The organism is Streptococcus sp. CCH8-C6, from assembly GCF_001557225.1.
GTDB classification, from domain to species: domain Bacteria; phylum Bacillota; class Bacilli; order Lactobacillales; family Streptococcaceae; genus Streptococcus; species Streptococcus sanguinis_C.
Genome location: NZ_LSJN01000085.1, coordinates 1 through 13131, shown reverse-complemented (window position 1 = coordinate 13131; position 13131 = coordinate 1). Strand labels below are relative to the sequence as shown.

Sequence of the window (13131 nt, the reverse complement as noted above, 5' to 3'; positions counted from 1 at the left end):
TAGTTAAAACCTAGCCGGGGTAAAATTACTACACCTTATCTCTTTGTTATCACCCAATAATTAACAAAAAGAGACTCAAATGAGCCTCTTTCTTCTACTATTGAATTATTTAGCGATTTTCGCGAAGTATTCAAGAGTACGTACAAGTTGTGCAGTGTATGACATTTCGTTGTCGTACCATGATACAACTTTAACCAATTGTTTGCCGTCAACATCAAGAACTTTAGTTTGAGTTGCGTCGAACAATGAACCGTAAGCCATACCTACGATATCTGAAGATACGATTGGATCTTCTGTGTAACCGTATGATTCGTTAGCTGCTGCTTTCATAGCTGCGTTTACTTCATCAACTGTTACGTTCTTTTCAAGAACAGCAACCAATTCAGTAACTGATCCAGTTGGAGTTGGAACGCGTTGTGCAGAACCGTCCAATTTACCATTCAATTCTGGGATAACCAAACCGATAGCTTTAGCAGCACCAGTTGAGTTAGGAACGATGTTTGCAGCACCAGCGCGAGCACGACGAAGGTCACCACCACGGTGTGGTCCGTCAAGGATCATTTGGTCACCAGTGTAAGCGTGGATAGTAGTCATCAATCCTTCAACAACACCGAAGTTGTCTTGAAGAGCTTTAGCCATTGGAGCCAAACAGTTTGTAGTACATGAAGCACCTGAGATAACTGTTTCAGTACCATCAAGAATGTCGTGGTTAGTGTTAAATACAATTGTTTTAACATCGTTTCCACCAGGAGCAGTGATAACAACTTTCTTAGCTCCACCTTTAAGGTGTTTTTCAGCAGCATCTTTCTTAGCAAAGAAACCAGTTGCTTCAAGAACGATTTCTACACCGTCAGTAGCCCAGTCAATTTGTTCTGGGTCACGTTCAGCAGAAACTTTAACGAATTTACCGTTAACTTCGAATCCACCTTCTTTAACTTCAACAGTACCATCGAAACGACCTTGAGTTGTGTCGTATTTCAACAGGTGTGCAAGCATTACTGGATCTGTAAGGTCGTTGATGCGAGTAACTTCAACACCTTCTACGTTTTGGATACGACGGAAAGCAAGACGACCGATACGACCGAAACCGTTAATACCAACTTTAACTACCATTCGTGATTTCCTCCTTATGAAAATCAAAAAATTTTTATGTGAAAAGAGTAACTTGAGTTGCTACAAATCACCTTTCAACATTTCTATTATATACTTAATTGAGGTAAAATGCAACTGATTTCATTGTTATTAACAAGTATTATGAATTCTTTCACTAACTTTCATTTCGACTTTCATTGATTTGAAAAAGCAAAGCAGTAACTTTTGAAAATGCAGGAATACAACTTACAAGACAAATCATTTCCCCTTTTTATTGAGGGGACGGTTCTATAAAAAATAGAAAAAGCACCCGCAAATGCGAGTGCCAAGGTTTGCTCAAAGATTAAGCTTCACCTTTGTTTTTCTTAATGATTTCTTCTTGTACTGACTTAGGTACATCTTCGTAGTGGTCAAATACCATCATGAAGGTACCGCGTCCTTGTGATGCTGAACGAAGAACTGTTGCATAACCGAACATTTCAGCAAGTGGCACATAGGCACGAACGATTTGGCTGTTACCATGCGCTTCCATACCGTCAACACGTCCACGACGAGCTGTTACGTGACCCATAACGTCACCAAGATTTTCTTCAGGAACAGTGATTGTTACCAACATCATTGGCTCAAGGATAGCAGGCTGAGCAGTCTTAGCAGCTTCTTTCAAAGCAAGTGATGCAGCAACCTTGAAGGCTGTTTCAGATGAGTCGACATCGTGGTATGAACCATCGTAAAGTTTCGCTTTCACGTCAACGATTGGGTAACCAGCAAGGACACCGTTCGCCATTGACTCAACCAAACCTTTTTCTACCGCTGGGATGAATTCACGTGGAACCACACCACCGACGATAGCATTTTCAAACTCGAAGCCTTTTCCTTCTTCGTTTGGTGTAAACTCGATCCAAACATCACCGAATTGACCTTTACCACCAGATTGGCGTTTGAAGAATCCACGAGCTTGAGTAGAAGCGCGGAATGTTTCACGGTAAGATACTTGAGGAGCACCTACGTTTGCTTCAACCTTGAACTCACGACGCATACGGTCAACAAGGACATCCAAGTGAAGCTCACCCATACCAGAGATAACTGTTTCACCAGTTTCAACGTTTGTTTCAACGCGGAAAGTTGGATCTTCTTCAGCCAGTTTTTGCAGAGCAATACCCATCTTGTCTTGGTCAGCCTTAGACTTAGGCTCAACCATAAGCTGGATAACAGGCTCTGGAACGTGGATCGACTCAAGAATCACTTTTGCTTTTTCATCTGTCAATGAGTCACCAGTAGTCGTATCCTTCAAACCAATAGCAGCTGCAATATCCCCAGCATAAACGGTTTCAATTTCTTGACGACTATTGGCATGTAATTGCACAAGACGTCCGATGCGCTCACGTTTACCTTTCGAAGTGTTCATTACATAAGAACCGGATTGAAGAACACCTGAGTAAACACGGAAGAAGGTCAAACGACCTACGAATGGATCTGTTGCAATCTTGAAGGCAAGAGCTGCAAATGGCTCTTCGTCAGATGCTGGACGAGTTTCTTCTTCTTCTGTATCTGGGTTGATACCTTTGATCGCTGGGATGTCAAGCGGGCTTGGCAAGTAATCAATAACTGCATCAAGCATCAACTGAACACCCTTGTTCTTAAAGGCAGAACCACACAATACTGGGAAGAACTCAACGTTGATAGTCGCTTTACGGATAGCAGCTTTCAATTCTTCGTTAGTGATTTCTTCACCTTCAAGGTATTTCATCATCAAATCTTCATCAGTTTCAGCAACTGCTTCCACTAATTTTTCACGGTATTCTTGAGCTTGCTCAAGGTATTCAGCTGGGATATCTTCTTCCAAAATATCTGTACCAAGGTCGTTAGTATAGATTTCAGCCTTCATCTTGATCAAGTCGATAATTCCGCGGAAGTCATCTTCTGAACCAATTGGCAATTGGATTGGATGAGCGTTTGCTTGAAGACGATCATGCAAAGTGCTTACTGAGTAAAGGAAGTCAGCACCAATCTTGTCCATCTTGTTAGCAAATACGATACGAGGAACTCCGTACTCAGTTGCTTGGCGCCAAACTGTTTCAGTTTGAGGCTCAACACCTGATTGTGAGTCAAGAACGGTTACCGCACCGTCCAAGACACGAAGAGAACGTTGTACTTCGATTGTGAAGTCCACGTGTCCTGGTGTGTCGATGATGTTTACGCGGTGGTTGTTCCATTGAGCAGTTGTCGCAGCAGATGTGATAGTGATACCACGTTCTTGCTCTTGCTCCATCCAGTCCATTTGTGACGCACCTTCGTGAGTTTCACCGATTTTGTGGATTTTACCAGTGTAGTAAAGAATACGCTCAGTTGTTGTTGTTTTACCAGCATCGACGTGGGCCATGATACCGATATTACGAGTTTTTTCAAGTGAAAATTCGCGAGCCATTTGGTTATTTCTCCTATTAATTTATTTTACAATTTATTATAACATGATTTAGCAAAAACGGATAGGCAGGACCTACCCGTTCTCAATGTTTATCTTGTTTTTGTTGGTCTCAACTTGTAGATAAGTTGAATTGAACTCGGGCTAAAAGCTCGGAAAATAGATAAGCTTTTCTAGAACCTTTGATTCTGTGTCAAGCTTCCTAATTTTCAGTCGCTTTTTTAACGCCCTTAGTATCTTATTCTTACCAACGGAAGTGTGCGAAGGCACGGTTAGCTTCTGCCATACGGTGAGTGTCTTCACGTTTCTTAACAGCTGCACCAGTGTTGTTAGATGCATCCAAGATTTCTTTTGCAAGGCGGTCAACCATTGTGTGCTCACCACGTTGACGAGCAATAGTTACCAACCAGCGAAGTCCAAGTGTTGTACGACGTTCTGGACGAACTTCAACCGGAACTTGGTAGTTTGAACCACCGACACGGCGAGCACGAACTTCAAGTACAGGCATGATGTTTTCCATAGCTGTTTCAAATACTTCCAGCGCATCGTTTCCAGTTGCTTCTTTGATTTGGTCAAAAGCTCCGTAAACGATAGAAGCCGCTGTACCACGCTTACCATCAAGCATAACGCGGTTGATAAGACGAGTAACTAATTTTGAATTGTAAAGCGGATCTGGCAATACTTCGCGCTTAGGCGCTTGGTTTTTACGACTCATTTATCTTTCTCCCCTTTCCTTATGCTTTTGGTTTTTTAGTACCGTATTTAGAACGGCCTTGTTTACGATCAGTAACACCTGCTGTATCAAGTGCACCGCGGACGATATGGTAACGTACCCCTGGAAGGTCTTTTACACGTCCACCACGAAGAAGCACTACGCTGTGCTCTTGCAGGTTGTGTCCGATACCTGGGATGTAAGCTGTAACTTCAATCAGGTTGCTCAGACGTACACGGGCAAATTTACGAAGGGCAGAGTTCGGTTTCTTAGGTGTCATAGTTCCGACACGAGTTGCAACTCCACGTTTTTGTGGTGAAGATACGTTTGTTTGAACTTTTTTATGGCTGTTGTAACCAACGTTCAAAGCTGGTGATTTAGATTTTTCTACTTTTGATTTACGCGGTTTGCGAACCAATTGGTTAATTGTAGGCATCTACATTCTCCTGTATTTTTTTAATTTTGGTGATGATACACTTGGTGACAGCTACCATCTGCGTGTACTTTTGCAACATTTGTCAGCACGTCTCTGTACACTTTTGAGAGACCAAAAGTAAAAAGTACCGTCTATCATTATAGCACGACGATACTTTTCTGTCAATACATTTTTTCTATTTTAAGCTTATCTCTGCTTATTAGATTGCTGCTAACTTATTGCTGCGGCTGAGCCACTGCTTCTTCTGATGCAGCAGCTGGATTTTCAGAAACAGCTGCCTGAGCCCCTTCTGGGTCAATCAAGACTGCTATCGCCTGAATACGGCTTTGGAATCTAGCCTTCGTCGCTGCATCCTTAACCTTCTCTACTGCAGTCTTAGCCAGCTGCAAATCTTCCAAAGTTTGCATGTTTTCAAGCCGTTTAACTGCTTCTTCTGCGGCCTGAACTGCTTGCTCCTCTTCCTGAATTTCTTTTTCCTGTGCTTCTTTTTGAGCAGAAGATAGCTGTAAGGAAGAGCTACTTGATGCGATGCTGGCGGCTGAACTAACTGAATTTCTGGTGGAATTAGACTGGCCCTGCACAAAAACCATGCCGGTAATCAGAATCCCAAATAAAATCGACAATACTCCTAAACGAATCCACAGCGGACTGTGGTCAAACTTTTCTAAAACTGTTTTCATCTATAATCTCCGCCCTTTTCCCTAATCAAAAATATTTCCAATTTCCACATCAATGGTATTCGCCTTGACATCAATATTGGTTACTTTCAAGAGCGATTTATAGTCCAGATAATCGCGATTGGCCTGAGCGTTGTCCGCAAAAACAGCTACACCTGCCAACTCAGAGTCAAACTCTGATAAGAGGCTAATCATCCCTGTAATGGTCCCCCCGCCTTTGAGGAAGTCATCTACAATCAATACGCGGCTGCCGGCCTTGAGACTGCGCTTGGACAAGAACATCTTTTCAATACGATCTCCGCTGGAGCCCGATACGTAGTTGACACTGACAGTTGACCCTTCTGTAATCTTTAAATCCCGACGAACGATGACAAAAGGTACATTGAGAACATTGGCTACTGCATTGGCCAAAGGAACACCCTTAGTAGCAACCGTCATGACAGCATCAATCTGTTGATCTTTAAAGCTTTTGGCAATGATCCGTCCGATATTATTCAAAATGGATGGAGTACTGAGCAGATCAGATAGGTAAATGTAGTCCCCCGGAAGAATCCGATTGCTTTCAGATAGCTGATCACAAAGACCTTGTACAATAGTCTTAGCTTCTGTATCTGAGATGGATGGGCTGAAAATCACCCCTCCACCAGCACCAGTAATCGTTTCGATAGTCCCAATTTCAATCTCTTCAAAGGCTCGCTTAATAATGACAATATCTTCTGAAATAGAAGATTTGGCAGATTCGTATTTTTCTGCAAATGTATTTAAGCTCGTTAATTCATAAGGATGGTTAATCAAATAATTGGAAATAACCACCATACGCTCACTTCTTCTTAATTTCATTTTTTCACCAATTAAAGTTATTTTATTCATTATACCATAACAGAAACAAAAAAACGAACATTCTTTTCCAAGTAATGTCCATTTTTCGTATTTTACTGTTCAAGTTTTGGTTTGTAGAAGGAACGGCCTTCAAGAGCGAATATTTTATTGCTCATTTCACCTGGATCAACAAGTCCCAAAGCAGCAGTCATCATCATCATCTCCGCATCCAGATTATCAATCATGTGCAGGATTTCTGCCTCCATAATCTTAGGCCGTACAGGACTGCCATATTCCAAGAGACCGTGGTGGCTGAGAAGGACATGGCGCAGGACGATTACTTCTTCCTTGCTATCATCAATTTTCAGCTCTATCAAGGTCTTGGTCAGTTCCTCATCAATCAAAGCAATGTGACCAATCAGATTGCCTCGCACGGTGTACTCGGTATTTTCCGGACCGCTGAGCTCAATAACCTTGGCCAAATCATGAAGCATGATCCCAGCAAAGAGCAAGCTTTTATTAAGCTGAGGATAAATGTCTCCGATAGCATCTGCCAGCTTGACCATAGTAGCGGTATGAAAGGCTAGGCCAGACTCAAAAGCATGGTGATTGGTCTTGGCAGCTGGATAATAATAAAACTCCTTGTCGTACTTGCTATAAAGCGAGCGGACCACGCGCTGCCAGACCGAATTCTCAATCTTAAAAATCATCTGAGATAAATAGTCTCGGATTTCTTTCTGGTCTACTGGCGGTTTTTCCTTGAAATCCGCTGGATCATTGGGCTCTCCAGCCTTAGGAAGACGCAGGGTCAGTTGATTGACCTGGGGTGTGTTATTGTAGACTTCCCGTCGGCCTTGCATGTGCACAACCTTGCCAGCAGTGAATTCTTCAACATTATGTGGCTGAGCATCCCAGAGTTTGCCCTCGATTACCCCTGTATCGTCTTGGAAAGTAAAAGCCAGATAATTTTTCCCAGCCCTTGTCTGACGGACTTCTGCTGACTTGATCAGATAGAAACCTTCAAACAGTTCATCTTTTTTCATTTGATTAATCTTCATTGTTTTCCCTTTCTTCTGAAAAATCAAGTAAGTTCAAATCGAGGTCTTGGTCAGACAGCTCAATATGGCGTAAGGTTCTTTCGATAGCTCCTGTCCGCCGGGTTAATAGTTCATCAATATTGCCCGAAGCATGCTGCAAATGTTTCTGTGCCTTGGTCAGAATTCCACCGAACTTGTTAAACTCGGATTTGACAGAGCCCAGAACCTTGCTGATGTCGTCCGCACTTTTTTGAATATTGAGCGTTTTAAAGCCAACAGACAGTGAATTGAGCAGAGCAGAGAGGGTAGATGGCCCCGCAACCACAATCTGCTCCTCCCTCCGCAAACTGTCAAAAAAGGCTGGATTGCGGACAACTTCCGAATAGAGACCTTCCGTTGGCAGAAACATAATGCCAAAATTGGTCGTAGCTGGCGGTGCCAGATATTTACTCTTAATATCCTTGGCAAAGCGTTTAACACTTGCTAAGAGAGATTTGCGATAGAGCTCAATTTCTTCCTTGCTGCCAGACTCATAAGCATCTTCCAAACGGTAGTAATCAGCTAGAGGAAACTTAGAATCAATGGGCAGATAGACATATTCATGCTCCGTCTGTCCTGGCAGTTTAATGGCATATTCGACACGCTCGCTGGATCCAGCCACCGTCACAAACTCTCGCTCATACTGACTGGCCGTCATGATGTCCTCAATAATCTGCCCCAGCTGCAGTTCCCCTAGAATCCCCCGAGTCTTGGTGTTGGATAAGACCTTATTCAGTGTGCCGACATCTCGGGCAACACTCTGCATTTCTCCCAAGCCGCGATTAACAGACTCCAACTGCTTAGAAACGGTCTCAAAAGAAGTCTGAAGACGAGTCTGAAGTGTTTTTTCCAGTTTTTCTTCAACAGTCTGCCGCATCTGCTCTAGACGTGTTTCATTGGACTCTTGAATCTGCCGCATACGCTCGTCAGTTTTATCCCGATTCTTGGTCAGGTTGTCACTGATTTCCAAGCGCAGCTCTGTCAAGTTGCGGTGCAAATCTGTCCTGACCTCGCTTAAACGGTCTCCAAGAGATAATTCCAGCTCTTTCTGAGCCGTTTGCTTTTTCTGACTTTCCTGCTCCAAGCGATAGTCCAACTGATCCGATAGATGATCTGCCTGATTTTCCAAGACTTGCTTTAGCGTCTCGGTCTGCTGACTATGCTTTTGCCATAAAAGAAAGGTCAGCACTAGATTTCCCAAAAGAATGAGGATGATTATAAACTCCATATCAGCTCCTGTCTTTGCTGTAAATGACGACTGTATAGCCGCTATCAAAGTCCAAATAAATGGGCTTATCTATAAATTCGTTAGAAGCATACACTTTTTTGAAAAAAAAGTTATCTTTATTGAGCGGATATTTGGCGCCCTCAATCGTTAAGGCAGCATCATCCGATGGCAGAAAGGCTAGATAACGCATACCAGTTACCGGCCTGATTTCATGGCGCCCCTTGGGAACATAGGTCAGCAGATTCTGTTCGTCTTCTAGAAAAATCTTTTCCATATATTGTGCAATTTTTTCATTACTGGGCAGGAAGACATTGGCCAAGGCATGATCCAGACGGCCCCCAAAGGCTCCAAAAATAGTCAAACAAGCATCTGGATAGCGCTCAAAACAAGCTAGAACAGCTAACTCCAGGTCCGTATCATCCTTTTCAGGATGGGCCTGAACGACTTCCTTGGCACTATCTTTTATGCGCAGCAATTCTTCCTCGGTCACAGAGTCAAAATCCCCGACAGCCAAGTCAGGACAAACTCCCTGCTCAAGCAGAAAGAGGCTTCCACGGTCTACTCCGACTAAAACATCAAAATCTAAGCTAAAATGCTCCAAATTCCCGCCAGCAAACAGTGCAACCTTAGTCATGCAGGGCATCCCGTAAGGTCTGAACTTGATGATTGACATCACCCTTAAAGACATAGCTGCCTGCTACGAAGACATTGGCACCAGCTTCTTTAGCAATTCCAATGGTCTTATCGTCAATACCGCCATCCACTTCAATATCAAAATTCAGCTGATTGACTTCACGCAGAACGACCAGCTCACGGATCTTATCCATGGTTTCTGGCAGAAAGGCCTGACCGCCAAAGCCTGGATTAACTGTCATCACAAGGACTTGATCAACCAAATTCAAAACATTTTTGACTGCTTCGACTGGTGTTCCCGGATTAATCACAACACTAGGCTTGACCCCTGCTGCTCGAATCTTCTGCAGCGCTCCGTGGATATGTGGCGTCGCTTCGGCATGGATGCTGATAATATCTGCACCGGCACGAGCGAATTCTTCGATATGGTGCTCAGGATTGGAAACCATCAAATGGCAGTCAAAGACTAGCTTGCTGTGAGGACGCATACTGGCAACAACCCCAGCCCCAAAGCTGATATTGGGTACAAAATGACCATCCATAATATCGATATGGGCGTACTCAGCACCTGTTGCTTCTAACTTTTTCAGTTCTGATTCAAAATTAGCATAGTCCGCACTTAAGATTGAAGGGGCAATTTTGAATGAAGTCATAGTTCTTCTCCTTATTTAGAATTTTTTTTGGCAACTTTTTTATAAGTTTCTCGACGATTTTCAATCTCGCTGAGAAACTGCAGGTAATTATCAAAGCGTAATGACGCTATCTGGCCGGACTCAACTGCTGGCTTAACGGCACAAGCTGGCTCGTGGGTATGAGTGCAAGTACGAAACTTACAGGACTGGCTGACCTCAGCAATCTCTGGAAAAGCTTGATTGAGATCTTCAGCTGTAGTCACCTCATAATCCAAAGACGAAAAACCTGGTGTATCGGCAATCTTCCCACCGTTTAGATTGTAAAAGCTGACAGCCCGTGTCGTATGACGGCCTCGGCCCAGACTTTCAGAAATCTCTCCTGTTTCCAGCTGCAGGTCTGGGGCGATTTTATTGAGCAGGGTGGACTTTCCAACCCCAGTCTGTCCCATGAAAACAGTAATTTTCCCTGTCAGCAGCGGCAACAACTCCTCAGTTGCTTTAACGACCTCATAGCCGATGGCCTGGTAGGACTGTACATAGGCATCCAAGCTCTGCTCATCTTCAAGCAGGTCTAACTTGCTGATGTAGATAATAGGATGGATCCGCTTATGCTCCAAAAGCACCAGAAAGCGATCCAACAGATTGGCATTGAAATCTGGCTCTTTCGCGCTCATGATTACAACTGCCTGGTCGATATTGACAATCGGCGGCCGAACGAGACTGTTCTTTCGCTCTCCTATTTTTAAAATATAGCCTTCCGAGTCTTTTCCAGCTGAAAATTCGACTTCATCACCGACATAAGGTGTCTGCCCTTTTTTGCGAAAATTACCCCGCGCTCTGGTTTGATAAACCTGTCCGTCCGACTCTACATAATAGAAACCAGCCAGAGCCTTAATGATTTTTCCTTGCAAGATTGCTCCTTAAAAGTTAATACACTCATTATAACAAAAAATGCGAGATTTAGCTTGCTTGTTTTGCATAGAAGGCATTTCTTAAGGTTTGCTTCATTTTTCATAGAAAGTAGCTATTTTAAAATACCTAGGATGAAACTGGCATAAAAAAAGCGAACAAGCTCTAAAGAACCTGTTCGCTTTTTATATCAAATAAGATATTTACTGTAATTTCAGTAAGTCACAAAACTGATTAGCTGCGTTTTGCCTTAGCCATCAGCATTCCTCCTGCGAGAAGCGCTGCTAGGAAGCCAAGAATAGTAACAAGGAGATTTTCTTCCTGTCCAGTACGAGGAAGAGCTTTCCCTCCGACTTTCGGAGCTTGACCGCCTGGCTTATTATTTACCGCTCCTTCAACAGCCTCTTTCTTAGCAGGGATATGACTAAAGGTCAGCTGAGTACCGTTAATCTCAAGCTTGTAGCCATCAACTGGATCAGCCTCAACACTATAGACAATTTCCTTGCCGTCCTTGTACTTAGGAAGGCCGCTAAAGTCATACTGCCAACCATTTTCTCCTGACACAACCTCTTCTTTGATTGGCTTGCCATCTGCCAAGAGGCGAACAGTAATCTTGGAAGGTCGAACCTTATCTTGATTTTCAGCATCTGACCATACCGCAGTTCCCTTAACAGCAATCTGTGTTGGTTTATAGCTATTAGTCAAAGTGAAGCTGCCATCTGTTGCTTGTTCTTGGCTGCTGCTATAACCCTCAACTGTCACTTCTTCAAGGACTGTATAGTTGATTTTCTTGCCCTTCTTATTCTTAGGTAGATCTTTGGACTCAAACTTCCAGTCAGTAGCTGCTGTCACTTCCAGCTCATCTACCACCTTATCTCCGTCCAAAATCTTGACCTTGATAGATGCTGGGCGCTTGCCGTCTTGATTATTAGCATCATCCCAAACCTTTTGGCCAGAGACTTTAATAGTTTCCGGTGTGTAGGAGTTGGTAACGGTGAACTTATCAATCTTAGTTTCATACTGAGCAACAGCATCTTCTTTAAGTGTGTAGGCAATCTCTTGACCATTTCTATATTTAGGCAGGTCTTTAGATTCAAACTTCCATCCATTAGCAGCTGTTACTTCAAGTGTATCAACAATAGTGCTTCCATCCATTACTTTAACTGTAATAGATGTTGGACGTTTGCCGTCTTGATCATCTGCGTCATCCCAGACTTTCTGACCAGAAACTTTAACCTGCTCTGGAGTATGAGAGTTGGTAATCTTCTGACCTTCTACTTTCGGACTGTAACCCTTTTCTTTCAAAGCGGCTACTGTTGCATCATCCTCTTTGACAGAGTAGGTAATCTCCTGCCCCTTGTCAAATTGAGGCAGATTGGTGAAGCTTGCTTTCCAAGTGTTAGCAGCTGCCTCATTATCAGCCGTCAAGGTCAATGTCTTACCTGCGACAGCAACTGGCTCTTGACCGTTTACTGAGCTATACAGTTGCACTATGATAGAAGCTGGACGCTTGCCATCTTGGTTATTAGCATCATCCCAGACCTTCGTAACAGCATACTCCGTACTTTGAGGAGTGTAAGAATTGGTAATGGTGAACTTATCAATCTTAGTTTGATATTCCGCAACCGCTTCTTCAGTGACAGTATAGGCAATCTCTTGACCTGCTGCATACTTAGGAAGAGCTTTAGATTCAAACTTCCAATCGTTAGCAGCCGTTACTTCCAGCTCATCTACGACAGTATCGCCATTTTTCACCTTAACTTTAACAGAAGCTGGACGCTTGCCATCTTGGTTATCAGCGTCATCCCAGACCTTTTGACCGGAAATCTTGATCATCTCTGGAGTGTAAGAGTTGGTAACAGTGAAATCTTTGATTTCTTTAGTGTAGCCAGCTACATCATCCTCTTCGATAGAGTAATCAATCTTCTGACCATTTTCATAGACTGGCAGATTTTCAAATTTGGTTTGCCATTGATCAGCAGCCGTCACTTCCTTGCTAGCGACTTCTGTCTTGACACCGCCGACTGTCTTCATCAACCTAATGCTAATCTTAGTTGGACGCTTGCCGTCTTGATTATCGCTGTCATTCCAGGTCTTGCTGGCAGTGATTTCTGTCTTCTCTGGTGTATAAGAGTTAGTGATATTGTAGCCATTAAGATTAGTTGAATAACCTGGAACAGCTTCTTCCGTTACTGTATAGGTAATCCGTTGGCCATCCTTATAGACTGGCAAGTCAGTAAAGTTGTAAGACCAGCCTTCTGCCTCACTAACTGTTTGGGTATTGACTTTTTGACCGTCAGCTAGCAGATTAACTGTGATAGAAGCTGGGCGCTTGCCATCCTGGTTATCGCCATCTTCCCAAGTCTTGCTGCCAGACACAGTCGTTGTCTCTGGAGTGTAAGAGTTGGTGATGTTGTAGCCATCCACCCTGCTCGTGTAGCCTGAGACAGCTTCTTCTGCAACAGTATAAACAATTTCTTGGCCTGCTGCGTACT

At 43.4% G+C, this 13131-nt stretch carries 12 protein-coding genes; all 12 read right to left on the bottom strand.

From position 1 onward, the window contains the following. Positions 1–105: 105 nt before the first annotated feature. The gene (gene gap, locus AX677_RS08695) at positions 106–1113 is read right to left on the bottom strand and encodes a type I glyceraldehyde-3-phosphate dehydrogenase (RefSeq protein WP_002899102.1); all 1008 of its coding nucleotides are present in this window, start codon (positions 1111–1113) and stop codon (positions 106–108) included. 322 nt (positions 1114–1435) lie between these two features. Next, positions 1436–3517 carry an elongation factor G gene (fusA, locus tag AX677_RS08690; RefSeq protein ID WP_002908654.1) on the bottom strand — a complete coding sequence of 694 codons (2082 nt, stop codon included), beginning with the start codon at positions 3515–3517 and terminating at the stop codon, positions 1436–1438. Between the two features lie 241 nt (positions 3518–3758). Then, the gene (gene rpsG, locus AX677_RS08685; protein WP_002893865.1) at positions 3759–4229 is read right to left on the bottom strand and encodes a 30S ribosomal protein S7; all 471 of its coding nucleotides are present in this window, start codon (positions 4227–4229) and stop codon (positions 3759–3761) included. 19 nt (positions 4230–4248) lie between these two features. After that, complete coding sequence (rpsL, locus tag AX677_RS08680; RefSeq protein WP_002893867.1) at positions 4249–4662, bottom strand: 30S ribosomal protein S12; 414 nt, start codon at positions 4660–4662, stop codon at positions 4249–4251. A gap of 215 nt (positions 4663–4877) precedes the next feature. Further along, positions 4878–5342 carry a hypothetical protein gene (locus AX677_RS08675; protein WP_004184298.1) on the bottom strand — a complete coding sequence of 155 codons (465 nt, stop codon included), beginning with the start codon at positions 5340–5342 and terminating at the stop codon, positions 4878–4880. 21 nt (positions 5343–5363) lie between these two features. Next, positions 5364–6179 carry a pur operon repressor gene (gene purR / locus AX677_RS08670; RefSeq protein ID WP_060976846.1) on the bottom strand — a complete coding sequence of 272 codons (816 nt, stop codon included), beginning with the start codon at positions 6177–6179 and terminating at the stop codon, positions 5364–5366. A gap of 92 nt (positions 6180–6271) precedes the next feature. Then, positions 6272–7216, bottom strand: coding sequence for a 3'-5' exoribonuclease YhaM family protein (locus AX677_RS08665; protein WP_060976845.1), 945 nt, complete (start codon positions 7214–7216; stop codon positions 6272–6274). Then, positions 7206–8462, bottom strand: a complete 1257-nt coding sequence (gene rmuC, locus AX677_RS08660; RefSeq protein ID WP_060976844.1) for a DNA recombination protein RmuC — start codon at positions 8460–8462, stop codon at positions 7206–7208. Before rmuC ends, AX677_RS08665 begins: the two co-directional genes overlap by 11 nt. Before the next feature lies 1 nt (position 8463). Next, a complete protein-coding gene (locus AX677_RS08655; protein WP_060976843.1) occupies positions 8464–9096 on the bottom strand; it encodes a thiamine diphosphokinase in 633 nt (210 codons plus the stop codon). Next, the gene (gene rpe / locus AX677_RS08650) at positions 9089–9748 is read right to left on the bottom strand and encodes a ribulose-phosphate 3-epimerase (RefSeq protein ID WP_002893879.1); all 660 of its coding nucleotides are present in this window, start codon (positions 9746–9748) and stop codon (positions 9089–9091) included. Before rpe ends, AX677_RS08655 begins: the two co-directional genes overlap by 8 nt. 11 nt (positions 9749–9759) lie before the next feature. Then, positions 9760–10638: a ribosome small subunit-dependent GTPase A gene (gene rsgA, locus AX677_RS08645; RefSeq protein WP_060976842.1), complete on the bottom strand. Its 879-nt coding sequence runs from the start codon at positions 10636–10638 to the stop codon at positions 9760–9762. Positions 10639–10870: 232 nt separating this feature from the next. Beyond that, positions 10871–13131, bottom strand: a 2261-nt coding sequence (locus AX677_RS08640) for a Cna B-type domain-containing protein (RefSeq protein ID WP_156446005.1), incomplete at its 5' end; no start/stop codon positions are given.

Coding starts and splice junctions, on each gene's coding strand:
- gap (WP_002899102.1), bottom strand. CDS start 1,113: ATGGTAGTTAAAGTTGGTATTAACGGTTTCGGTCGTATCGGTCGTCTT.
- fusA (WP_002908654.1), bottom strand. CDS start 3,517: ATGGCTCGCGAATTTTCACTTGAAAAAACTCGTAATATCGGTATCATG.
- rpsG (WP_002893865.1), bottom strand. CDS start 4,229: ATGAGTCGTAAAAACCAAGCGCCTAAGCGCGAAGTATTGCCAGATCCG.
- rpsL (WP_002893867.1), bottom strand. CDS start 4,662: ATGCCTACAATTAACCAATTGGTTCGCAAACCGCGTAAATCAAAAGTA.
- AX677_RS08675 (WP_004184298.1), bottom strand. CDS start 5,342: ATGAAAACAGTTTTAGAAAAGTTTGACCACAGTCCGCTGTGGATTCGT.
- purR (WP_060976846.1), bottom strand. CDS start 6,179: ATGAAATTAAGAAGAAGTGAGCGTATGGTGGTTATTTCCAATTATTTG.
- AX677_RS08665 (WP_060976845.1), bottom strand. CDS start 7,216: ATGAAGATTAATCAAATGAAAAAAGATGAACTGTTTGAAGGTTTCTAT.
- rmuC (WP_060976844.1), bottom strand. CDS start 8,462: ATGGAGTTTATAATCATCCTCATTCTTTTGGGAAATCTAGTGCTGACC.
- AX677_RS08655 (WP_060976843.1), bottom strand. CDS start 9,096: ATGACTAAGGTTGCACTGTTTGCTGGCGGGAATTTGGAGCATTTTAGC.
- rpe (WP_002893879.1), bottom strand. CDS start 9,748: ATGACTTCATTCAAAATTGCCCCTTCAATCTTAAGTGCGGACTATGCT.